Raw genomic sequence first — 23660 nt, forward strand, 5'->3', positions numbered from 1 at the left:
GGGGGCGGGCGGCGGGCGTGCAACAAAACAGGCCCCGCCAGGGGCCTGTGTCGTTTCCGTTCGACCCAACGCGCGGGGCGGTGCCCGCTTCGAACGGCGGCGTGCATACCGGGTCGAACCCGGTTATCACGAAGACGCTAAAGAAAGATGACAGCGCCAGTCTACCGGTGTTCCGCACAACGTTAAAAATTTTAAAGAGGGTCAGCTCATTCGTTTCGCAGTGCGGTAAATCGGGTTAAATCAGCATTTATTACGACAAATTTCGTCAGTCCGGCAATTTGTGCGTGCGGCCGCGCAACGCATCGGACGTGCGCACGGTGTCGAAGCCGGCGTCGAGCATGGCCTCGGCGTCGTTCCACAGGTTGCCGCGCAGCCGGTTGGTCCAGATCATCGACGCGAACACGCCTTCGAGCAGCGACACGAGATAGACGGCGGCCAGATGCACGTCGAGATCGGCGGCGAGTTCACCGGCCGCGATCGCGCGGCGCAGCAGCGCCTTCGTGATCCGCAGCATCTGCAATTCGAGCAGCATGCGGCGCCGCTGCAGCGCGCCGTTTTCCTCGCTCTGCTCGCACTTCGTATAGAGGATCACGAGCACGCGCTGCATCGGGCCCGGTTCGCCGCATTCCTGCAGATAGTGCGAGGCGGCGCGCCGCAGCGTGGCGAGCGGCGGCAGCCCGTCGCCCGCGTCGAAGCCTTCCGACGTGCGTGCGAACGCGCGGTCGCACATCGCGAGACACACTTCCATCTTGTTGCGGTAGTGGCCGTAGACGGCGCCGCGCGACATCCCGGCGGCCTCGGCGAGATCCGCCATCGCGGTTTGCGCGACGCCTTTCTCGAGCAGCACGAGTTCGGCGGCGTCGAGGATCCGGTGCTTGATGGCGAGCGATTCTTCGCGGGTCTTGCGGGCCATGTCCTGAAATTCCTTACAGTTCGCTGTCGTTTTATTGAGACAGTGTGCCGGTCAGATTGAAGCGGCGTGTATTTAATCAATCGTGACTGATTATAATCGGCCACCCTGAGCCGCCGCATTGTATCGGCGGCGAACGATCCGAGGTCACATATGAATAACAATCGCTCCCTGTTGCGCCACCGGCTGGCGCCGTTCGCGCTGGCGGCCGTGCTGGCCCTGGCCGGATGTGGAAAGGGCGACAAGGACGCCGCGCCGGAGGCCGCGAAACAGGCGACGGTCGTGACGGTGCGCCCGACGGCCGTGCCGATGACCGTCGAATTGCCGGGCCGGCTCGATGCATACCGGCAGGCCGAAGTGCGCGCGCGGGTCGCGGGCATCGTGACCGCACGCACCTACGAGGAAGGCCAGGAAGTGAAGCAGGGCGCGGTGCTGTTCCGCATCGATCCCGCGCCGCTGAAGGCCGCGCGCGACGCCGCGCAGGGGGCGCTCGCGAAGGCGCAGGCCGCCGCGCTCGCGGCGAGCGACAAGCGCCGCCGTTACGACGATCTCGTGCGCGATCGCGCGGTGAGCGAGCGCGACCACACCGAGGCCGTTGCCGGCGACACGCAGGCGAAGGCCGACGTTGCGTCCGCGAAGGCGGAACTCGCACGGGCGCAGTTGCAGCTCGACTATGCAACGGTCACCGCGCCGATCGCGGGCCGCGCACGGCGGGCGCTCGTGACCGAAGGCGCGCTCGTCGGCCAGGACCAGGCGACGCCGCTCACGACCGTCGAGCAGCTCGACCCGATCTACGTGAACTTCTCGCAGCCCGCCGCCGACGTCGACGCGCTGCGCCGGGCGGTGAAGAGCGGGCGCGCGACGGGCATCGCGCAGCACGACATCACGGTGACGCTGCTGCGCGCCGACGGCACCGCGTATCCGCTGAAGGGCAAGCTGCTGTTCAGCGATCTCGCGGTCGATCCGACCACCGACACCGTCGCGATGCGCGCGCTGTTCCCGAATCCGGAGCGCGAACTGCTGCCGGGCGCGTATGTGCGGATCGCGCTCGACACGGCGGTCGACCAGCGGGCGATCCTCGTGCCGCGCGATGCGCTGCTGCGCACGGCCGACCGCACGTCGGTGCGCGTGGTCGGCGCGAACGGCAAGGTCAAGGACGTCGAGGTCACGGCCGACCAGATGAGCGGCCGCGACTGGCGCATCACGCGCGGCCTCGCGGGCGGCGAGCGCGTGATCGTCGACGATGCCGCGCAGTTCGCGCCCGATACGGCCGTCAAGCCCGTCGAGAAGGTGCCTCCGTCGAAAGCGGCGCCGGCAGCGACCGCTTCGCAGGCGGCCGCCCGTCAAACCTGACCGGTTAACACCACACCACCATGGCACGTTTCTTCATCGATCGCCCCGTCTTCGCGTGGGTGATCGCAATCTTCATCATGCTGGGCGGCGCATTCGCGATCCGCTCGCTGCCCGTTGCGCAGTACCCGGACATCGCGCCGCCCGTCGTCAGCATCTATGCGACGTACCCGGGTGCATCCGCGCAGGTCGTCGAGGAATCGGTGACCGCGCTGATCGAGCGCGAAATGAACGGCGCGCCGGGGCTGATGTATACGTCCGCGACGAGCAGCGCCGGCGCGGCGTCGCTGTACCTGACGTTCAAGCAGGGCGTCAACGCCGATCTCGCGGCAGTCGAAGTGCAGAACCGGCTGAAGACGGTCGATGCGCGGCTGCCGGAACCGGTGCGGCGCGACGGCATCCAGGTCGAGAAGGCCGCCGACAACATCCAGCTCGTGGTGTCGCTGACATCCGACGACGGACGGATGACCGACGTGCAGCTCGGCGAATATGCGTCGGCGAACGTCGTGCAGGCGCTGCGCCGTGTCGACGGCGTCGGCCGGGTGCAGTTCTGGGGCGCCGAATATGCGATGCGGATCTGGCCCGACCCGGTGAAGATGGCCGGGCACGGCCTCACCGCGTCGGATATCGCGTCGGCGTTGCGCGCGCACAACGCACGCGTGACGATCGGCGACATCGGCCGCGCCGCGGTGCCGGCCAGCGCACCGATCGCGGCGACCGTGTTCGCCGATGCGCCGCTGAAGACGCCGGCCGAGTTCGGCGCGATCGCGCTGCGCACGCAGGCCGACGGCTCCGCGCTGTATCTGCGCGACGTCGCGCGCGTCGAGTTCGGCGGCAACGACTACAACTACCCGTCGTACGTGAACGGCAAGGTCGCGACCGGGATGGGCATCAAGCTCGCGCCGGGCTCGAACGCGGTATCCACCGAGAAACGCGTGCGCGCGACGATGGACGAGCTGTCCGCGTATTTCCCGCCGGGCGTGAAGTACCAGATCCCGTACGAGACGTCGTCGTTCGTGCGCGTGTCGATGAACAAGGTCGTCACGACGCTGATCGAGGCCGGCGTGCTCGTGTTCCTCGTGATGTTCCTGTTCATGCAGAACCTGCGCGCGACGCTGATCCCGACGCTCGTCGTGCCGGTCGCGCTCGCGGGCACGTTCGGCGTGATGTACGCGGCCGGTTTCTCGATCAACGTGCTGACGATGTTCGGGATGGTGCTCGCGATCGGCATCCTCGTCGACGACGCGATCGTCGTGGTCGAGAACGTCGAGCGGCTGATGGTCGAGGAGGGGCTCGGGCCGTACGACGCGACCGTCAAGGCGATGAAGCAGATCAGCGGCGCGATCGTCGGGATCACCGTGGTGCTGACGTCGGTGTTCGTGCCGATGGCGTTCTTCGGCGGCGCGGTGGGCAACATCTACCGGCAGTTCGCGCTGTCGCTCGCGGTGTCGATCGGTTTCTCGGCCTTCCTCGCGCTGTCGCTCACGCCCGCGCTGTGCGCGACGCTGCTCAAGCCCGTGTCCGGCGAACATCACGAGAAGCGCGGCTTCTTCGGCTGGTTCAACCGCTTCGTCGCGCGTTCGACGCAGCGCTACGCGACGCGCGTGGGCAAGATGCTGAAGAAGCCGGTGCGCTGGCTCGTCGTGTACGGCGCGTTGACCGCGGCCGCGGGGCTGATGCTCACGCAACTGCCGACCGCGTTCCTGCCGGACGAGGACCAGGGCAACTTCATGGTGATGGTGATCCGGCCGCAAGGCACGCCGCTCGCGGAAACGATGCAGAGCGTGCGGGAAGTCGAGTCGGCCATCCGCCGTGACGAGCCGACCGCCTATACGTATGCGCTCGGCGGTTTCAACCTGTACGGCGAAGGGCCGAACGGCGGGATGATCTTCGTCACGCTGAAGAACTGGAAGGAGCGCAAGGCCGCGGACGCGCACGTGCAGGCAATCGTCGCGCGCATCAACGAGCGCTTCGCGGGCACGCCGAACACGACGGTGTTCGCGATGAACTCGCCGGCGCTGCCCGATCTCGGTTCGTCGAGCGGTTTCGACTTCCGGCTGCAGAATCGCGGCGGGCTCGACTACGCGACGTTCAGCGCCGCGCGCGAGCAGCTGCTCGAGGCGGGCCGCAAGGATCCCGCGTTGACCGACCTGATGTTCGCCGGCACGCAGGACGCGCCGCAGCTGAAGCTCGACATCGATCGCGCGAAGGCGTCCGCGCTCGGCGTGTCCATGGATGAGATCAACACGACGCTCGCGGTGATGTTCGGCTCCGACTATATCGGCGATTTCATGCACGGCACGCAGGTGCGGCGCGTGATCGTGCAGGCCGACGGGCTGCACCGGCTCGATCCGGACGACGTGAAGAAGCTGCGCGTGCGCAACTCGCATGGCGAGATGGTGCCGCTCGCGGCGTTCACGACACTGCACTGGACGCTCGGGCCGCCGCAGCTCACGCGCTACAACGGCTTTCCGTCGTTCACGATCAACGGCTCGGCCGCGCAGGGCCACAGCAGCGGCGAGGCGATGGCCGCGATCGAGCAACTCGCGGCGAAGCTGCCGGCCGGTACCGGCCATGCGTGGTCGGGGCAGTCGTTCGAGGAGCGGCTGTCGGGCGCGCAGGCGCCGATGCTGTTCGCGCTGTCGGTGCTCGTCGTGTTCCTCGCGCTCGCGGCGCTCTACGAGAGCTGGTCGATTCCGTTCGCGGTGATGCTGGTCGTGCCGCTCGGCGTGATCGGCGCGGTGCTCGGCGTCACGCTGCGGATGATGCCGAACGACATCTACTTCAAGGTGGGGCTGATCGCGACGATCGGATTGTCCGCGAAGAACGCGATCCTGATCGTCGAAGTCGCGAAGGACCTGGTCGCGCAGCGCATGTCGCTCGTCGATGCCGCGCTCGAGGCCGCGCGCCTGCGGCTGCGGCCGATCGTGATGACGTCGCTCGCGTTCGGCGTGGGCGTGCTGCCGCTCGCGTTCGCGTCGGGCGCCGCGTCCGGCGCGCAGATGGCGATCGGCACCGGCGTGCTCGGCGGCGTGATCACGGCGACCGTGCTCGCGGTGTTCCTCGTTCCGCTGTTTTTCGTGATCGTCGGCCGCCTGTTCGACGTCGGCCCGCGCCGGCGCGGCGGAGCGCAGCCGGCGGCGATGGAGGGTTCTCAATGATGTTTGCGCTGAATGCACAGGCAGCGCTGCGGGTTCAGGTTGCGCTGGCCGCCGCGCTCGCGCTGGCCGGCTGCACGCTCGCACCGCGTTACGAGCGGCCGGCGGCGCCCGTGCCGGCGACCTATGCGCCGGTCGACGGCGAAGCCGCGCCCACGTCGGCCGAGGCATCGCCCGCCGATGCCGCGCTGCTCGACGACTGGCGCGCGTACTTCACCGATGCCGCGCTGCAGGCGTGGATCGACGCGGCGCTCGCGAACAACCGCGACCTGCGGGTCGCCGCCGGCCGGCTCGAGGAAGCGCGCGCACTGTACGGCGTGCAGCGCGCGGACCTGATGCCGTCGGTCGATGCGAATCTGGGTTATGAGCGTGCGCGCCAGTACGACCCGGTCGTGCGCGAAAGCGCGATCAGCGGGTTGTATCGTGCGGGCGTCGGCGTCAGCGCGTACGAGCTCGACCTGTTCGGCCGCGTGCGCAGCCTGTCCGACGCGGCGCTCGCCGAGTATTTCGCGACGGCCGACGCGCAACGCACGGTGCGCATCGGCGTGATCGCCGACGTGGCGGGCGCGTACGTGTCGGAGCGCTCGCTGCACGAGCAGCTCGCGCTCGCGCAGCGCACGCTGGATGCGCGCGAACGCATGGCCGCGCTCACGCAGCGTCGTTATGCGGCCGGCACGAGCGACGCGATCGAGCTGCGCTCGGCCGAGATGCTGGTGGCATCCGCGCGCGCATCGCAGGCCGCGCTGCAGCGCGAGCATGCGCAGTCGGTGCGGGCGCTGCAGTTGCTCGCGGGCGACTTCGCGCGCAACGTGCCGGGCGACACGACCGCGCTCGACACGCTGTCGATCGCGCCCGTGGCGCCCGGCGCACCGAGTGCGCTGCTCGAACGGCGGCCGGACATCCGGCAGGCGGAAGCGCGGCTCAAGGCCGCCAACGCGCAGATCGGCGCCGCGCGCGCGGCGTTCTTTCCGCGCATCACGCTGACGAGCGACTACGGCTCGGTCAGCGATGCGTTCTCGAGCCTGTTTGCCGGCGGCACCAGCGTGTGGACGTTCGCGCCGCGCATCACGTTGCCGATCTTCGCGGGCGGACGCAACCGCGCGAACCTCGACGTCGCGAACGCGCGCAAGCACATCGCGGTTGCCGATTACGAGAAGACGGTGCAAACCGCGTTCCGCGAAGTGGCCGACGCATTCGCCGCGCGCGACTGGATCGATCGCCAGCTCGCCGCGCAGCAGGACGTGTATGCGGCCGACGGCGCGCGGCTGAAGCTCGCGGAGCGCCGCTACGCGGGCGGCGTCGCGACGTATCTCGAACTCCTCGACGCGCAGCGCAGCACGTACGAGTCGGGGCAGGAACTGATCCGGCTCAAGCAGCTGAGGCTCGCGAATGCGATCGCGCTGTATCGCGCGCTCGGCGGCGGCTGGTCGCCGGCGTCGGCGGAGGCCGCGGCTTCCGCGTAGTGCCCGTCGCCTGACGCCGCAGCGCGTCGGGCGGCATGACGGCGGCGGTACGTATCGACGTGCCGCCGCCGCTTCCCTCGATCCATACCGCTGGTTCCAGCGATTTCTTTCCCCATCGACAGGCCGGCCGGAACAGCCGTCATCTTGCGACCGCGCGTGTCGCAATTCCGCGCAAACGTGTGCGGGTCATTTTGCCTTCTTTCTCCCATGCGACGAGGTTCCGATATCGGGTTCCGGCGGCCGCTCATGCGTGCGATTTGCAATCCGGAATTGAAGATCGAATTAATCATATATCGGAAATAATGAGGGCGACAAAGTGTCGCGGTAAAACGTTTGTATTCATGTCGCAATCGTTTGCGCGAAAAAATTGTATTGATTGAATCGCCGGTTAATTTCCTGTTTGTTGAAAATGCTTTGATATTGGCGTTGTCGTCGGACAACGATGGCGGCTCCGGACAATGTTTTGTCCTTTTCGCAGATGATTTGCTGGAGCCAATGCCGGCAAGGGTGAGCGGGGTGGTTTCGGCTCTCGATCGGAAATGTCCTTGATCTTCAATTGCTTCCGATAAATAAAAAAGGACTGCGGATAAAAATTTCCGGATTGAAAATTGACAGGAAATAGTGAGGACTTGGAGGGGTAAATCGGACATTGTCAGATGCATTTGACAATGATTTACAGAAAACTTTCATGATTATCTCGATAATGCCGCCTCGTGACGGACGGGAGCCACCACGCGCTGCCGTTTGTATCCGCCACGTCATCTATTCCATTTGCAGTCCTTTCGGGAAACGTCATGAAAAAATCCATCCTGACCGCTGTCGCACTCGCGGCCCTGTCGACCTCGGCCTTCGCAGCGGGCACCGGCACGATCAACTTCACGGGCGAGATCGTCGCGGGCGCATGCGGCATCGATTCGGGCTCGGTCAACCAGACCGTGAACCTCGGCAAGGTGCCGACCAACGTGTTCAAGCAGGCTGGCGACAAGTCCACGCCGACCAACTTCGACATCAAGCTGACCGACTGCGACACGAGCGTCGCGCAGAACGCGTACTTCACGTTCACGGGCACGTCGAGCGCGGGCCAGCCGAAGCTGCTCGCCACGATCGGTTCGGCAACCAACGTCGGCATCCGCCTGCAGGCAGCGTCGGGTGAATACCTCGACAACGGCGCCGAGCAGAAGGCACCGACCGTGCTGCAAAACGGCACGAACGTCGCACGCTTCGCGGCCATGTACGAAGCGACCGCAGCCGGCGTGACGCCGGGTACCGCCGAAGGCGTGGCGAACTTCACCGTCCGCTACCAGTAAGCCGCCGTACCGGGGAAGGGTGCGCGCACCCTTCCTCGTTCGTTTTTCCTCATTTCCCCCTTCGTTCGACTTCCGGTAGCGCCGCGTGCGAATCAGACATTCCTTCCTTTGCGTCTCCGTGCTGGTTGTCGGCAGCCAGAGCCATGCGACGGAATTCAATTCGTCGTTCCTGAACATCGACGGCTCGAACAACGTCGATCTGTCGCAGTTCTCGCAGGCGGACTTCACGCTGCCCGGCGAGTACATGCTCGACGTACAGGTCAACGACCTGTTCTACGGGCTGCAGGCGATCGAGTTCATCGCCGTCGACGCGTCGGGAGCGGGCAAACCGTGCCTGCGCCCGGAACTCGTCGCGCAGTTCGGGCTGAAGCCGTCGCTCGCGAAGGACCTGCCGCGCTTCCAGGGCGGCCGTTGCGTCGATCTCGGCGCGATCGAGGGGGCGACCGTGCGCTACCTGAAAAGCGACGGGCGGCTCAAGATCACGATTCCGCAGGCTGCGCTCGAGTTCAGCGATACGACCTACCTGCCGCCGGAGCGCTGGTCGGAAGGGATTCCCGGCGCGATGCTCGACTATCGCGTGATCGCGAACACGAACCGCAACTTCGGCACGGGCGGCGGGCAAACGAATTCGATCCAGGCCTACGGGACGGTTGGCGCGAACTGGGATGCATGGCGCTTTCGCGGCGACTACCAGGCGCAATCGAACGTGGGCAATACGGCCTACGCGGACCGCACGTTCCGCTTCAGCCGGCTTTATGCATTTCGCGCGCTGCCGTCGATCCAGTCGACGGTGACGTTCGGCGACGACTACCTGACGTCCGACATTTTCGACACGTTCGCGCTGACGGGCGCGTCGATCCGCAGCGACGACCGCATGCTGCCGCCTTCGCTGCGCGGCTATGCGCCGCTGATCTCGGGCGTCGCGCGCACCAACGCGACCGTGACCGTGTCCCAGGCGGGCCGCGTGTTGTACGTGACGCGCGTGTCGCCGGGCGCCTTCGCGCTGCAGAACATCAATACGAGCGTGCAGGGCACGCTCGACGTTGCAGTCGAGGAAGAGGACGGCAGCGTGCAGCGCTTCCAGGTGACGACGGCCGCCGTGCCGTTCCTCGCGCGCGCCGGGCAACTGCGCTACAAGGCCGCCGTCGGCAAGCCGCGGCTCTTTGGCGGCGCCGGCATCACGCCGTTCTTCGGCTTCGGCGAAATCGCCTACGGCCTGCCGTTCGACGTCACCGCGTACGGCGGTTTCATCGCCGCGTCGGGCTACACGTCGATCGCGCTCGGCGTGGGCCGCGACTTCGGCGCGTTCGGCGCGCTGTCGGCCGACGTCACGCATGCGCGGGCACGCCTGTGGTGGAGCGGCGCGACGCGCAACGGCAACTCGTACCGCATCAACTATTCGAAGCACTTCGACGGGCTCGATGCCGACGTGCGTTTCTTCGGTTATCGCTTCTCCGAGCGCGAATACACGAACTTCGCGCAGTTCTCGGGCGACCCGACCGCGTACGGCCTCGCCAACAGCAAGCAGCGCTACTCGGCGACGCTGTCGAAGCGTTTCGGCGACACGTCGACCTATTTCTCGTACGACCAGACGACCTACTGGGAACGTGCGAACGAGCAGCGCGTCGGCCTCACGCTGACGCGCGCGTTCTCGATCGGCACGCTGCGCAACCTGAACGTGAGCGTATCGGCTTTCCGCACGCAGAGCGCCGGCGCGAGCGGCAACCAGGTCTCGGTTACCGCGACGCTGCCGATCGGCGGCCGCCACACCGTCACGTCGAACCTGACGACGGGCAGCGGCAGTACGAGCGTGAACGCCGGTTATATCTACGACGATCCGGATGGCCGCACCTATCAGGTCAACGCGGGCGCGACCGACGGACGGGCGTCGGCGAACGCGAGCTACCGCCAGCGCTCGTCGGCGTATCAGCTGACCGCGCAGGCGTCGACGCTCGCCAATGCGTATGCGGCCGCGTCGCTCGAAGTCGACGGCTCGTTCGTCGCGACGCAATACGGCGTCGCGGCGCACGCGAACGGCAACGCGGGCGACACGCGGTTGCTGGTGTCGACCGACGGCGTGCCCGACGTGCCGCTGTCCGGCACGCTCTCGCATACCGATTCGCGCGGTTATACGGTGCTCGACGGCATCTCGCCGTACAACGTCTACGACGCGACGGTCAACGTCGAGAAGCTGCCGCTCGAGGTGCAGGTGTCGAACCCGATCCAGCGCATGGTGCTGACCGACGGCGCGATCGGCTTCGTGAAGTTCTCCGCCGCGCGCGGCAGCAACCTGTACCTGACACTGACCGACCCGGTCGGCAAGCCGCTGCCGTTCGGCGCATCGGTGCAGGACATGGCGAACGGCAAGGAACTCGGCATCGTCGGCGAGGGCGGTGCGGCGTTCCTGACCCAGGTTCAACCGAAATCCACGCTGGCGGTGCGCGCGGGCGAACGCACGCTCTGCACGATCGACACGCTGCCGAACCAGCTCCAACTCGAAGGCACGCCGATTCCGGTGACGTGCCAGACACCCGGCGAGTCGCATGCAGCGGCCGCACGGGTCGAACGATGAATTCACGGATCCAGCGATGAAAAACTCCTTCTCCCTTTCCTTTCCGCGGCGCGCAGGGTGTGCACTCGCGACCGCCGGTGCGCTCCTCGCGGGCGCCGCGCAGGCGGCGATCGTGCCCGATCGCACGCGCGTGATCTTCAACGAAGGCGAACAGGCGGCGGTCGTCACGATCACCAACAAGAGCACGACTTACCCGTATCTCGTGCAGTCGTGGCTCGAGGACGCGCAGGGCAACAAGATCACGTCGCCGCTGATGGTCGTGCCGCCGCTGCAGCGCGTCGAGGCGAACGAGCGCAACGTGCTGCGGATCGCGAAGCTGCCGGGCACCGAACTGCCGGCCGATCGCGAATCGGTGTTCTACCTGAACATCCGCGAAGTGCCGCCGAAGACCGATACGCCGAACACGCTGCAGATCGCGCTGCATACGCAGATGAAGCTGTTCTACCGGCCGAAGGCCGTGCAGCCCGCGCGCGACGAGGACTGGACGCTGCCGATGACGTTGCGCGTCGATGCGGCCGCGCACAAGCTCGTGTTCGACAATCCGACGCCGTATCACATCACGATCGTCGATGTGGCGGCGGGTGCGCAGAAGACGCACGTGCCGCTGGAGCCGGTGATGGTCAGCCCGATGAGCACGGCCGACGTGCCGTTCAAGGCCGCGACGCCGGCGACGCTGTTCGTCACGCACATCGACGATTACGGCGGCCAGGTGGCGGTCGAGTATGCGTGCGAGGCAGGTGCTTGCAAGAGCGTGAAGAAATGAGCGGGGGCGGACGACAGGCCCTCCGCATGTTGACGATGGCGTCGTGGCTGCGCCTGGCGATCTTCGCGGTGCTGGTCGCCGCCATGCAGCCGGCGTTTGCCGTACGCTGCGTGACCAGCAGCGGTGCGACGTCGATGACGGAATCGATCGGCGGTGTCGCCTCCTATCCGACCGACGCACCTGACGGCTACGTGATCTGGGTGTCGCCGGTTCGCACGACGACGGGGTATTGCTTCAAGGATCTGGGCGGCAAGGGCAACATCGACATCGACGATCCGATCTCCTTCTACGCGAATCCGAACAAGCAGAACCCGGCTGCCTGGGGGCTCGAAATCGGCATCCGGTACCTGGGACAGGACCACTTTGGCGCGGGGAGTCAGCCTGGCACCGGCGTGGCGACGGGCAAGACGGTACCGGCGTGCAGTGACGAAAAACTGGCATGGGGCCAATGCCCGAAGGTGCCTATCGACATTTCCTATCAGGTGGTCGTCCGCAAGCGCGGCTCGTGGACGCAACCGCCGAGCGACATCTACACGGTATTCCAGTTCGACGGAGCGAAGGGGCTGAATGCGATCCACCCGAGCTTCCAGTACCGCCTGAGCGGCATGCGCAATCTCAAGCCGACACCGTGCTTCGTCGACGTACTGGTGACGCCCGAACCGGGCATTGTCAATTTCGGGCAGGTACAGTCGGTCGGCAATGGCTTTCTACCGGCGGTGCCGCGCAAACGCTTCTCGTTGTCGCTAACCAAGAAATGCAATGTCGCGGTGAAGGTCGATGGGTACTTCGAAACGAGCTTTCCGGTTCGGAACGGTTTGCTGGTGCCCGCGTCGGACAGCAATTTCGGTATCGGCATCGAAGACAGCCAGGGTAAGGCGATTCCATTCAACGAACAGTTCACGCTCGCGCAATTCCCGTCGAACGTCATGAACCAGAGCGTATTGATGGACGCGGTGCTGAAGTCGTTCGGACCACCGAAGATCGGAAGGTTCGACGCAACGGCGACGATCCGCTTGTTTATTTACTGACGCGCGCGAGGCCCTGGCAGGGCGACGATCGAGCGCTTATTGGGGGAGATGAAAATGCATCTGAAGGGCACCATGGCAGCGACACTGTTCGTTGCTTCGACGGTGGGCGCGGCTCACGCACAGACGGTATCGGCGGGGGGGTATTCGCTGACCGTGATCGGTGACCTGGGTGGTCCGCGCGACATGCGGTACAACGGGAATGCCGTCAGCGCCGACGGCAAGACGATCATCGGCGCCTACTGGAGCGACGCGCAGCCCGGTAACTCGATGGCCTTCTCGTGGTCGGCCGCGACGGGCTGGCAGCGGCTGGCCGCGCCGGCGAACGCCTATGACTCGCTGGCACAGACGGTGTCGGGCGACGGGCAGGTGATCGGCGGCTCGATCAGTGCGCGCCAGGCGGAAAGCAGCAACGTCGATCGATGGGCGGTGCGATGGCCCGGCGACGGTCGCACACAGAAACTCGTTCCGGATACGGCGGGCCGGGACGCATCGGTCGAAGTCGCGAACCTCGCCGGCACGAGGATGACGGGCAGCTTCACGGCGAAAGGCGGCCGGAATGCACGGTTCATTTGGGACCAGCCGAGGGGTTTCCGCGAGTTGCCGCCGGGCGGCGACTATATCGTGCAGCTCCTGTCGATGACCTCGTCCGGGAATGCGGCAGCAGGGTTGGCCGGCAATGTCGATGGCGTGTATGGCACGCGTGCGCTCCTGTGGACCGAACGATTCGGCGAACGACTGTTGCCGACGATCAACGCGGGCGTGGCCAGAATGGATCTGGCCAGTGGTGTGACCGAAGACGAACGGACGATCGTCGGCTCGCTCGGCACTCTGGTGGTTACGCCGGATGGACAACGGGTCGATTCGGAGGCCGTGCTGTGGACGAACGGCGGCGACAGCATCCAGCGGCTCGGTTTTCTCGACGGTGACGACAGCAGCTACGCGTTATCGATCAGCACGGACGGGCGGGTCGTCATCGGCACATCGAGCAACCGGCAGACCGGTATCGAGCGCGTCTTCGTGTGGACGCCGCAAAGCGGCATGCGCAGCCTCGTTGCGTTGCTCGAAGCGGCCGGCCTGTCGGTCGGCACGTTGAACCTGGCCAACGTGATCGGCGTGAGCCCCGACGGGCAGACCATCACGGGGCAGGGTTATCGCGACGGCGATCCCGACTACAGGCCGCAGTTCTGGCAAGTGCACATCGATGCGGCGACCCTGCGCGCGTTGCAGCCGGCGAGCCCGAGCGCCGACGCATTGCGGGTGCGGGCTTCGCCGCGCAAGGCGGCGTCACGCATGCTGGCGGCGAAGCCGGACGCAGCGATGCAGCGAAGCGTGTGCCGCATGCCCGTCAGCCCGGCGCAGCTCGCGCGATGCCTGCCGCGGTTGCCGGCCGCACGCTGACGAGCGTGGTCGCACGCAGGTGAAGCGATGAAACAAGGCGCCGGTTTTCCGGCGCCTTGTTTCGTTTACCGCACCCAGCGACACATCCTGTGATGGTGATGGTCGAAGTGGCACACGCGGTGCGGATGCGCTTCGGCGATGGCCGGCACGAGCACGGCAGCGGCAAGCGCCGCGACGGCGAGCGATTTCAGTAGCGTTTTCATGTTGCAGTCCTGATCGTTGAAAAGTGAATCACGGGAAGAGGGAACGCCTTACCACTGCGGCCGCTGATCGTCGCGTCGGTCGTCCCGGCGGTCATCGCGTCGGTCGTCATATCCGCGAGGATGCTGCGCTTCCCAGTCGCGGCGCTCCCAGTAGCGATTGCCGTCCCAGTAACGATCGCCATGCCAGCCGATCGTGACCTGAGCCGGACCGGCGGGATAGGCGACGCACCCGGTCAGCATCACGCTCGACAGCGCGCCAGCCATGACAGCGGACAACACGATGGATTTCATGGTTTTCTCCCTTGGAAACAGCCCCCCGATCGTACGAGCCCCCAAAATTTCACGTAGTAAGAAGTTGCTACCGCACATGACACGTGCAGGCGCGTTGTCAGACGCGTGAAAGATCGTGTCGGTGGGGTGCAGGCCGGTCGCGCCGTTCGGATGAGTCGATGACCACGTACCGAACCAGCCGCCGTGCGTCCCTTCCACGCGGGCAACGATTTCGCCAATTGTTCAGACAAATCCTGTCGGCTGAAAGGGTCATTGGGTAATCAGATTGAGAATGATTTGCGTTTACGTTAAATTGCGCTATCTCGGAATTTGACGGAGCAGATCGATGGCGATGGCGGAAGTGCTCGACCGACCGGCGGCGGCAGCGGCGAACCCGTTCCTCGGCAGTCATCCCGACCGGCCGCCGCGTGCGCGCCGCGCCACGGAGCCCCGTGCGCAAGGCGCGTTGCTCGACGTGCTGATCTCGCATCGCGCGATGCTCGTGAACGTCGCGCGCGGCTTCGTCGGCTGCGCGAGCCGTGCCGAGGACGTCGTGCACGACGTGTTCGTGAAGCTCGTCGAATTCCCGAACCAGGATGCGGTGCGCCAGCCGGTCGCGTACGTGACGCGGATGGTGCGCAATGCGTCGATCGACGCGTGCCGCCGGCAAAACCTCGAGAACGTCTATCACACGGAAGAGGACGACGGTTTCGACGTGCCGTCGCCCGAGCCGACGCCGGAAGCCGCACTGCTGACGCGCGATACGCTGCGGCGCGTGTGGGCCGCGCTCGACGACCTGCCGGCGCGCAGCCGCGCGGCTTTCGAGATGGTGCGGCTGCGCGAGGAGACGCTGCAGACCGCGGCGCGCGCGCTGAACGTGTCGCAGACGCTCGTGCATTTCATGGTGCGCGACGCGGAGCGCCACTGCGCGGAATGCCTCGACGCTTGCCATCGCGGTGTCGCGTGCCCGGTGTTCCTCGGCGGCCGCACGCGGCGCCGGTGAGCGCGGGTAAAAAACCGCGCCGGCCAATCGTCTATCAGACAGGAGCGGCCGAAACCGCCGCTTTGCCATCCGCTTTGCCACTTTCAACCGCCTCAGCGATTTCCGATCATGACGCAAGCCACGACGCCTTCCGCCGACACCGACGATCTCGTCTATACGGTCGTCATCAATGACGAAGAACAGTATTCGATCTGGCCGACGTTCCGGCCCGTGCCGGCCGGCTGGCGCGAAGTGGGCGTGAGCGGCCCGAAAACCGACTGTCTCGCGCACATCGAGACCGTCTGGACCGACATGCGCCCCGCGAGCCTGCGCCGCGCGATGGACGGCGAGCGCGCATCGCGCGCGTCGTGACCCGCCGCGCCGCGTGGGCGGCGCGCCACCTGAAGAGGACGTTGCATGACCCTGCTTTCGTTGCCGACGCTCGACGACCTGCGTATCGAGCCGGGGCTGCCCACCGTCGTGTCGCCGCGCGGCAGCGACGGGATGTCGATCGACGACGTCGCGCCGCTGGCGCGCGAGATCGCGGCCGACACGCTCGAACGGGCGGGCGGTGTGCTGTTCACGGGTTTTCACGTGCCGTCGATCGACGCGTTCCAGCAGTTCGCGGCGTCGTTCGGCGATCCGCTGATCGGCTATGAATACGCATCGACACCGCGCAGCCAGGTCGAGGGCGCCGTCTACACGTCGACCGAGTACCCGCCGCACCGCGCGATTCCGCTGCACAACGAGCAGTCGTATACGCGCGAATGGCCGCTGCGGATCTGGTTCCACTGCGCGCTCGCCGCGCCGAAGGGCGGGGCGACGCCGATCGCGGACAGCCGCGCGGTGTATCGCGCGCTCGATCCGGCGCTCGTCACGCGTTTCGAGAAGCGCGAGCTGCTGTACGTGCGCAATTTCGGGCAGGGGCTCGACCTGCCGTGGCAGCAGTCGTTCGGCACCGACGAACCGGCCGAGGTCGAACGGATGTGCGCGGCGCGCGGCATCGAATGCGCGTGGCGCACCGACGATGACGGCGAGCTGCTGCTGCGCACGCGCGAACGCTGCCAGGCCGTCGCGCGCCATCCGCGCACCGGCGACCGCGTGTGGTTCAACCAGGCGAACCTGTTTCACCTGTCGGCGCTCGACGACGACATGCAGGAAGCGCTCGTCGACGCGGTTGGGCTCGAGAACGTGCCGCGCAACGTGTATTACGGCGACGGCGAACCGCTCGAAGCCGACGCGCTCGCGGAGATCCGCGGCGTGCTCGACCAGCAGCGCATCGTGTTCCCGTGGCGCACGGGCGACGTGCTGATGCTCGACAACATGCTGACCGCGCATGCGCGCGACCCGTTCGAGGGGCCGCGCAAGGTCGTCGTCGCGATGGCGCAGAGTTATACGGTCCCGCGCGACCGAACGGAGGATTGATGACGCGTAGTACCGCCGCGCTTGCCGCGCGCGGGCTGTCGGTGGGATATCGCGACCATGTCGTGATCGACGGGCTGGACCTGTCGATCGCGGCCGGCCGCGTAACCGCGCTGTGCGGACCGAACGGCTGCGGCAAGAGCACGCTGCTGCGCACGCTCGCGGGCTTGCAGCCCGTGCGTGCCGGCCATGTCGAAGTGAACGGGCAGCCGCTCGCGTCGTTTCGCCGTCGCGCGCTCGCGCGCGAGCTGACGATGCTCGCGCAGTTCAACCAGATTCCGTCGGGCCTGACGGTGCGCGAACTCGTCGCGTACGGGCGCTATGCGTACGGCGGCTTCCTGCGCGGCCTGTCGCGCGCCGACCATGCGGCGATCGACGAGGCGCTCGACACGAGCGGCCTCGCCGGCGATGCGGAGCGCGACGTCGGCGCACTGTCGGGCGGCGAGCGCCAGCGTGCGTGGATCGCGATGGCGCTCGCCCAGCAGGCGCCGATCGTGCTGCTGGACGAGCCGACGACCTATCTCGACATCCATCACCAGCTCGACATCCTCGATGCGCTGCGCACGCTGAACCGCACGCGCGGGCTGACGATCGTCTGGGTGCTGCACGACCTGAACCAGGCGGCCGCATACAGCGACGAAATCGTGCTGATGCGCGCGGGCCGCCTCGTCGCGCAGGGCACGCCCGACGCGATGCTCGATCCCGCGCGGCTGCGCGCGGCGTTCGGCGTCGAGATGCTGAAGCTCGCGCATCCGCAGACGGGCGCACCGATGTGCGTGCCGGCCTACGGGTCGACCACCGACGGCGCGCCGCAGGCGGCCGGTGTCTTCGACCGGGATCTCGCCGTATGACCACGTTCGCGATGCGCAAGCGCCTCGCGGCGGCGGGGCGGGGCACGAGATCGGGCCGGGCCGGTGCGATCGCGATCGGCCTCGTCGCGCTGATCGCGGCACTGGCGGCGTTGCGCGTCGCCCCCGATCTGCGCGTGTGGTGGAGCGCGGTGCCCGGCAGCGATGCCGCTGCGCTCGCGCACGTGTTCCTGTTCGACCTCAACCTGCCGCGCGTCGCGGCCGCGCTCGTCGCGGGCGGCTGCCTCGGCATCGCGGGCGCGCTGTTCCAGTCGCTCACGCGCAATCCGCTCGCGTCGCCTGATTTGCTCGGCGTGACGGGCGGCGCCCAGCTCGGCCTGCTCGCGGCGATGCTCGTGCCGGCGCTGGCCGGCGTCGCGTCGGTGCCGCTGCTGTTCGTGTGCGGGCTGGCCGCGGCCGCGTGCGCGATCGTCGCGGCCGGCGGCTGGCGCGCGACGCCGTTGCGGCTCGTGCTCGCGGGAAGCGTGTGCATGCTGCTGTTCGCCGCGCTGTCGACGCTCGTGCTCGCCTTCTTCGAGCAGAACATCGCGGGCGCCGCGCTGTGGACCAACGGCAGCCTGTACCAGCCGGGCGCGACGGGCCTCGCGCTCGCCGCGCGCTGGCTCGTCGTGCCGCTGATCGCATTGCCGTTCGTGATCCGGCCGCTGAATCCGCTCACGCTCGGCGACGACGCGGCAGCCGCGGCCGGCGTGCGCGTCGACGCGACGCGGCTCGCCGCGACGATCGTCGCGGTTGCGTTCACGAGCGTGGCCGTCAGTATCGCGGGCCCGCTGTCGTATGTCGGCCTCGTCGCCCCGAACCTGCTGCGCCAGGTGCGCGGCGCGCGCGCCGCGCGGCTCGGCGTGCTCGTGCCGCTGTCGGCGCTCGCGGGCGGTGCGCTCGTGCTCGTCACCGACAGCGCGGTGCTCGCGTCGGGGCTCGACGCGACGCTGTCGACCGGCGTCGCGATCGCGCTGGTCGGCACGCCGCTGATGCTGGCGATGATCCGGCGCGGCGCCGCGTGGTCGGGCGTGCTGCATGCGGATGCCGAACGCGCGGCGGGCAGCGGCTCGACGCGGCTCGTCGGCTGGCTCGAGCGGCTCGGCTGGCCGCTGCGCACGATGCTGTTCGTTGCGGCGGGCGTGCTGGCCGTGTTCGTCGGCGTGTCGGCCGGCCCCGAGTGGCTGTCGATCGCGCGCTGGTCCGCTGCGCTGTCCGGCCACGATGCGCTCGCGCGGATGCTGATCGACCTGCGCATGCCGCGGCTGCTGTGCGCGCTCCTCGCGGGCGCGCTGCTCGCAGTGAGCGGCGTCGCGATGCAAAGCGTCGTGCGCAATCCGCTCGCGGGCCCCGAAGTGCTCGGCGTCACGCAGGGTGCGGGGCTCGTCACGCTGTTCGCGTTGTCGACGTGGCCGCTGATGGGCCACGTGACGCTCGCGGCGGCCGCGCTGATCGGCGGCGGGCTGTCGCTCGCGATCACGCTCGCGCTGAATCACCGGCATCGCTATGCGCCGCTCGCGGTGGCGCTGACGGGCATCGTGATCGGCGCGTTGTGGACCACGCTCGCGCAATGGCTGATCACGCAGGAAAGCGTGCAGCCCGCGCGCTTCGTCGTGTGGCTCGTCGGCGGGACTTACGGCCGCAGCTGGGGCGAGGTGTCGATGCTGCTGCCGTGGTGCGTGCTCGCAGTGCCCGTGTTCGCATGGCTCGCGAAACCGCTCGACATGCTCGCGCTCGGCGACGACCAGGCGGCCGCGCTCGGCCTGCCGGTGGCCGTGCTGCGGCCGCTCGCGCTGACGATCGCGACGCTCGCCGCCTGTGCGGCCGTCGCGGCGGTCGGGCCGGTCGGCTTCATCGGGTTGATGGCGCCGCACGTCGCGACGATGCTCGGCGCGCGCCGGCACCGTACGCGGCTGTGGCTCGCGGCCGCGTGCGGCGCGCTGATCCTCGGTGTGGCGGATCTCGCGGCGCGCACGGTCGTCGCGCCGCGCGAGGTGCCGGCCGGCGTGCTGACCGCGCTGATCGGTGCGCCGTACCTGCTCGGGCTCCTGATCCTCGAGGGGCGCCGCGCCCGGCGCGCGGGGCGATGACGCTGCCGCTCGATGGCGCGCGCGCCACGCGTTTCTCGGCGTTCGCGCCTGAACCGTTCGCCGATCATCTCGACGTCGTCTGGCTCGGTCTGCCCGACGACGCGCACGCGCCGGGCCGCCTCGTCGTGCCGGTCAGCGCGTTGCCCGCGCACCGCGACATCGTGCTCGACGCGATGGTCCGCCATTACGGCGGCGATCCGGCGCAGCACGCGCGCGCGCTGATGTCGCAATGGAGCAAATACTATTTCGGCCGCGCGGCGCCGGCCGGCGTCGTCGCCGCGCTGACGCTCGGCCGGCCGCTCGACATGACACCCGAGCGCACGTTCGTCGCGCTCGACGACGGGATGCCCGCCGCGCTGTATTTCACGCACGATGCGCTCGGCGAACCCTGCGACGATCCGGCGCCACGCTATGCGGGGCTCGTCGCGCATCTCGGCGCGGTGATCGACCTGCTCGCGGCGATGGGGCGCGTCACGCCGCGCGTGCTGTGGAGCAACGCGGGCAACCTGCTCGACTATCTGCTCGATACGTACCGTGCGCTGCCATGCGTGGCCGATCCGGTGCGCGACGCGGGCTGGCTGTTCGGTGCGACGTGCTTCGCGTGCGAACCGAATCCGTTGCGCATGCCCGTGCGCGATGCGGTGCCGCGTTCGGCGCTGCTGCCGACGCCGTTCCGCGCGCGACGCGTGTGCTGCCTGCGCTATGAAATTCCTGGAGAAACGCAACTGTGTGGAAGCTGCCCCCTGCTACTGACGATGGACGACGCGGCGCTGGCCGAGCAGGACGCGATCCGGTGACGGATGCCGGCCGCCGGCACGCACTCGGCGCAATCGGCGCACTCGCGGCGCTCGGCGCCGCGTGTTGCGGCGCGCTGTCGGTCTCGTCCGGCGCCGTTGCCGCGGCCCTCGATGCACATCGCGCGCAGGGCGTGCGGGTGCCGGGTGCGCCGGGTGCGGTATCGCTGGCCGGCAATCCCGTCGTGTCGCAGGCGAGCGCGACGATGCCGGTGCGGCCGCAGCGCGTGGTCGCGCTCGACTTCATGTTCGCGGAAAGCGTGATCGCGCTCGACCTCGTGCCGGTCGGGATGGCCGATACGGCGTTCTATCCGGGCTGGCTCGGTTATCAAAGCGACCGGCTCGCCAGCGTGACCGACATCGGTTCGCGCCAGGAGCCCGGCCTCGAGGCAATTGCGGCGGTCAAGCCCGATCTCATCATCGGCGTCGGCTTCCGTCATGCGCCGATTTTCGATGCGCTCGACCGGATCGCGCCGACGATCCTGTTCCAGTTCAGCCCGAACGTGTCGGACGGCGGCGTGCCGGTGACGCAGCTCGACTGGATGCGGCAGATCTTCCGGACGATCGGTGCGGTCACGGGGCGCGACGCGCGCGCGCAGGCGGTCGATGCGCAACTCGATGCGGGCATCGCGCGCAATGCGGCGCGGCTCGCGACGGCGGGCAGGAAAGGCGAGCGCATCGCGCTGCTGCAGGATCTCGGCTTGCCCGACCGCTACTGGGCCTATACGGGCAACAGCACGTCGGCGGGCCTCGCGCGGGCGCTCGGGCTCGACCCGTGGCCGAAGAAACCGACGCGGGAAGGCACGCTGTACGTGACGTCGGCCGATCTGCTCAGGCAGCGCGAGCTGGCCGTGCTGTTCGTGACCGCATCGGGCATGGACGTGCCGCTGTCCGCGAAACTCGATTCGCCGGTGTGGCGTTTCGTCCCCGCGATGAAGGAACACCGGATCGCGCTGATCGAACGCAATATCTGGGGGTTCGGCGGGCCGATGTCGGCGCTGAAACTGGCCGACGTGATGACCGACACGATGCTGAAGCTGCCGGCCGTGCGTTGAGTGTGCGGCGGTCGATTGCCGCCCGGGCGGGCAGGGTGTGGCGGTAGACCCGGCTCGTGCTGAACGACGGGGGCATTGCGACGATCGCACCGCGCGCCACCCACATTTCCTTCTGAAACGAATTTCGCCGGTGCGCTGCCATTGCAGCCCACCGGCGAATTTCTCATCGACTGCCGGATTACGCGCTCAGCGCGTCGACGCCATCCTGCGCACGTGACCGCGCGGGTATCGTGTCGCTGACGATGCGTCCGTTGTCGAGCTTCAACAAGCGGTCGGCGAGATCGAAGTAGCGATCGTCGTGCGTGATCACGATCACGGCCTTGCCGCGCGCACGCAGCTCGGGCAGCAGTTGTTCGTAGAACACGGCCTTGAACGACGGATCCTGGTCGGCCGCCCATTCGTCGAACAGGTAGAACGGCCGGTCCTCCAGGTACGCGACGACGAGGGCGAGCCGCTTGCGCTGCCCGGTCGACAGCGCGCGGGTCGAGAACGCGCCGTCGACCACCTTCACCTTGTGATCGAGCGCGAGCTTCGCGACGAGCGCGTTCGCACGTGCATCGGCCTGCGCGCGGGACGGATCGTCGGGGTCGACGATGCCGAGCAGCGCATCGAACAGGTGGAAATCGTTGAACACCGCGCTGAAGCGCTGCCGATAGGCGGCGCGCTCGCGCCAGCCGATCGGGCGGCCGTCGACCTCGATCGTGCCTTCCTCCGGTTCGTAAAGCCCCGTCAGCACCTTCGCGAGCGTCGTCTTGCCGCTGCCGTTGCCGCCGACGATGAACACGAGCTCGCCCGGCCTGATCGTCAGGTCGATCGGCCCGATGCTGAACATCCGTTCGTCGCGTTCGTGGAAGTACGCATGCGTGACGCCGCGCAACGTGACGGCGCCGGCGGGCGGCACGTCTCGTGCTTCGGACGCGGGCGGCACCGTGCGCAGCGCGCCGAATTCGGCCATCACGCCTTCGATCCGCGTCAGCGACACGCGTGCCGCGTTGACGGTCGGCAGGTTGTTCAGCAGGCCGTCGAGCGGCACGAGCATGAACAGGAACACGACGACGTACCCGGCGGCCGCGGCCGGATCGGCATGCACGCCGAGCTGCGGCCAGAACGACGCGACGCCGAGGAACGCATAGAACAGGAAGATGATCCAGCCGACGCCGACCGCGTACGCGCTGAACGCGCGGCGGCGGTGGTCGCGCACTTCGCCGATCGCGGCGCCGAGCTGGCCGTCGACGAACTGTCTTGCGCGTTCATCGTGCAGCTTCAGCTCCTTCGCGCCGGAAAACAGCGAGCCGAGATAACCGAACAGGCGGTCCTGCGCCTGGCCGGCCGCTTCAAGCGACGCGATCGCGCGGCGGTCGCCCGTGTGATAGCCGAGCGAGCCGGCAACGATCGCGGCCAGCGCCAGCAGGCACACCGGCCACGACAGCCACGCGAGATAACCGAGGCAACCGAACACGATCGAGCCGTGCATGACCAGGTTCGGCAGCGCGAAGAACAGCATCGACACGTTGGTTGCGTCGTCGGTCAGCACCGACTGCACGGGCGCCGCGCCGATCCGCTCGATGTCGCGCAGCTCGGCCGCGCCGACGCGCCGCGCGAGATGCACGCGCAGCCGCGCCATCGTGTCCTGCGACAGGCGCGCGAACAGCGTGCCCGACACGATCCGGGTGACGAGCGCGATCACCGCGCACAGCGCGAAGCGCCATGCGAGCGACGCGTCGGCCGCGCCCGGCTGCGACAGCGCGCGGTTCAGCGTCGCGACGAGCAGCACGCTCGCGACGCCGTTCAGCACGCACGCGGTGAGCGCCAGCGCGAGCGACGCGCGGCTTTCGCGCAGCAGCGCGAGGATCAGCCGCGCCGCGGGGCGGGCGGGGGAGGCGTCGAGGGACGGCGGGGAAGAAGGCTCGTGGGCAGCTGTCATCGGCAACGTCGGTAAAGGGAAGGCAGGCGAATACGCCAAAACGGCAAAACTGGCGCGAAAGCGGCGGGCGAGGCGGGGCCCCGTTGCGGCTTTCCTCCCTGATAGACGAACGGGCCGCGCCCA

At 67.9% G+C, this 23660-nt stretch carries 20 protein-coding genes; 16 read left to right on the forward strand and 4 right to left on the reverse strand.

Annotated elements, in window-relative coordinates; translation table 11 throughout:
- The coding region (locus FOZ70_RS32585; protein WP_219707579.1) for a hypothetical protein at nt 1–239 on the forward strand (239 nt) is incomplete at its 5' end.
- Nucleotides 240–265: 26 nt separating this feature from the next.
- Here the strand turns inward: FOZ70_RS32585 and FOZ70_RS32590 are convergent.
- Nucleotides 266–913 carry a TetR family transcriptional regulator gene (locus tag FOZ70_RS32590; RefSeq protein WP_021163589.1) on the reverse strand — a complete coding sequence of 216 codons (648 nt, stop codon included), beginning with the start codon at nt 911–913 and terminating at the stop codon, nt 266–268.
- A gap of 150 nt (nt 914–1063) precedes the next feature.
- On the opposite strand from FOZ70_RS32590, the gene FOZ70_RS32595 reads away from it, so the two are divergent.
- The 8 genes from FOZ70_RS32595 to FOZ70_RS32630 all read left to right on the forward strand — a co-directional run bounded on the left by FOZ70_RS32595 (nt 1064) and on the right by FOZ70_RS32630 (nt 13949).
- Nucleotides 1064–2263, forward strand: a complete 1200-nt coding sequence (locus FOZ70_RS32595) for a MexX/AxyX family multidrug efflux RND transporter periplasmic adaptor subunit (RefSeq protein WP_219707580.1) — start codon at nt 1064–1066, stop codon at nt 2261–2263.
- Between the two features lie 20 nt (nt 2264–2283).
- The gene (locus tag FOZ70_RS32600; protein WP_219707581.1) at nt 2284–5421 is read left to right on the forward strand and encodes a multidrug efflux RND transporter permease subunit; all 3138 of its coding nucleotides are present in this window, start codon (nt 2284–2286) and stop codon (nt 5419–5421) included.
- Nucleotides 5421–6881 carry an efflux transporter outer membrane subunit gene (locus FOZ70_RS32605; RefSeq protein ID WP_059484594.1) on the forward strand — a complete coding sequence of 487 codons (1461 nt, stop codon included), beginning with the start codon at nt 5421–5423 and terminating at the stop codon, nt 6879–6881. Before FOZ70_RS32600 ends, FOZ70_RS32605 begins: the two co-directional genes overlap by 1 nt.
- Before the next feature lie 794 nt (nt 6882–7675).
- Entirely contained in the window at nt 7676–8188 is a 513-nt protein-coding gene (locus tag FOZ70_RS32610; RefSeq protein WP_027787455.1) for a fimbrial protein, read from the forward strand.
- A 118-nt stretch (nt 8189–8306) separates the two neighbouring features.
- The gene (locus tag FOZ70_RS32615; RefSeq protein ID WP_048020616.1) at nt 8307–10760 is read left to right on the forward strand and encodes a fimbria/pilus outer membrane usher protein; all 2454 of its coding nucleotides are present in this window, start codon (nt 8307–8309) and stop codon (nt 10758–10760) included.
- Between the two features lie 16 nt (nt 10761–10776).
- Complete coding sequence (locus FOZ70_RS32620; protein WP_219707582.1) at nt 10777–11523, forward strand: molecular chaperone; 747 nt, start codon at nt 10777–10779, stop codon at nt 11521–11523.
- A gap of 26 nt (nt 11524–11549) precedes the next feature.
- Nucleotides 11550–12551, forward strand: a complete 1002-nt coding sequence (locus tag FOZ70_RS32625) for a fimbrial protein (RefSeq protein ID WP_088611353.1) — start codon at nt 11550–11552, stop codon at nt 12549–12551.
- Nucleotides 12552–12623: 72 nt separating this feature from the next.
- On the forward strand, nt 12624–13949 hold the full coding sequence (locus tag FOZ70_RS32630; RefSeq protein WP_258025796.1) for a calcium-binding protein: 1326 nt from the start codon (nt 12624–12626) through the stop codon (nt 13947–13949).
- A 65-nt stretch (nt 13950–14014) separates the two neighbouring features.
- On the opposite strand, the gene FOZ70_RS32635 is transcribed toward FOZ70_RS32630, so the two are convergent.
- Nucleotides 14015–14152 (reverse strand): HHHH-motif protein, encoded by a 138-nt coding sequence (locus tag FOZ70_RS32635; protein WP_021163599.1) that lies wholly within the window; start codon nt 14150–14152, stop codon nt 14015–14017.
- Nucleotides 14153–14200: 48 nt separating this feature from the next.
- Nucleotides 14201–14443 (reverse strand): hypothetical protein, encoded by a 243-nt coding sequence (locus FOZ70_RS32640; protein WP_081075925.1) that lies wholly within the window; start codon nt 14441–14443, stop codon nt 14201–14203.
- 325 nt (nt 14444–14768) lie between these two features.
- Between FOZ70_RS32640 and FOZ70_RS32645 the strand changes: the two genes are divergently transcribed.
- The 7 genes from FOZ70_RS32645 to FOZ70_RS32675 all read left to right on the forward strand — a co-directional run bounded on the left by FOZ70_RS32645 (nt 14769) and on the right by FOZ70_RS32675 (nt 21613).
- Complete coding sequence (locus tag FOZ70_RS32645; RefSeq protein ID WP_027787449.1) at nt 14769–15425, forward strand: RNA polymerase factor sigma-70; 657 nt, start codon at nt 14769–14771, stop codon at nt 15423–15425.
- A 108-nt stretch (nt 15426–15533) separates the two neighbouring features.
- Entirely contained in the window at nt 15534–15776 is a 243-nt protein-coding gene (locus FOZ70_RS32650) for an MbtH family NRPS accessory protein (protein WP_059496048.1), read from the forward strand.
- A gap of 45 nt (nt 15777–15821) precedes the next feature.
- Nucleotides 15822–16829, forward strand: coding sequence for a TauD/TfdA family dioxygenase (locus FOZ70_RS32655; protein WP_193093546.1), 1008 nt, complete (start codon nt 15822–15824; stop codon nt 16827–16829).
- Entirely contained in the window at nt 16829–17677 is an 849-nt protein-coding gene (locus FOZ70_RS32660) for an ABC transporter ATP-binding protein (RefSeq protein WP_219707584.1), read from the forward strand. Before FOZ70_RS32655 ends, FOZ70_RS32660 begins: the two co-directional genes overlap by 1 nt.
- Nucleotides 17674–19764 (forward strand): Fe(3+)-hydroxamate ABC transporter permease FhuB, encoded by a 2091-nt coding sequence (gene fhuB / locus FOZ70_RS32665; protein WP_060230639.1) that lies wholly within the window; start codon nt 17674–17676, stop codon nt 19762–19764. The genes FOZ70_RS32660 and fhuB overlap by 4 nt, the downstream gene beginning before the upstream one ends.
- Nucleotides 19761–20561 carry a siderophore-iron reductase FhuF gene (gene fhuF / locus FOZ70_RS32670; protein ID WP_059484560.1) on the forward strand — a complete coding sequence of 267 codons (801 nt, stop codon included), beginning with the start codon at nt 19761–19763 and terminating at the stop codon, nt 20559–20561. Before fhuB ends, fhuF begins: the two co-directional genes overlap by 4 nt.
- Entirely contained in the window at nt 20558–21613 is a 1056-nt protein-coding gene (locus FOZ70_RS32675) for an iron-siderophore ABC transporter substrate-binding protein (protein WP_219707585.1), read from the forward strand. Before fhuF ends, FOZ70_RS32675 begins: the two co-directional genes overlap by 4 nt.
- 178 nt (nt 21614–21791) lie before the next feature.
- On the opposite strand, the gene FOZ70_RS32680 is transcribed toward FOZ70_RS32675, so the two are convergent.
- A complete protein-coding gene (locus FOZ70_RS32680) occupies nt 21792–23537 on the reverse strand; it encodes a cyclic peptide export ABC transporter (RefSeq protein WP_059677757.1) in 1746 nt (581 codons plus the stop codon).
- Nucleotides 23538–23660 lie beyond the last annotated feature (123 nt).

The sequence above is a fragment of the Burkholderia sp. COPS genome, from assembly GCF_019425585.1.
Classification (GTDB): domain Bacteria; phylum Pseudomonadota; class Gammaproteobacteria; order Burkholderiales; family Burkholderiaceae; genus Burkholderia; species Burkholderia cepacia.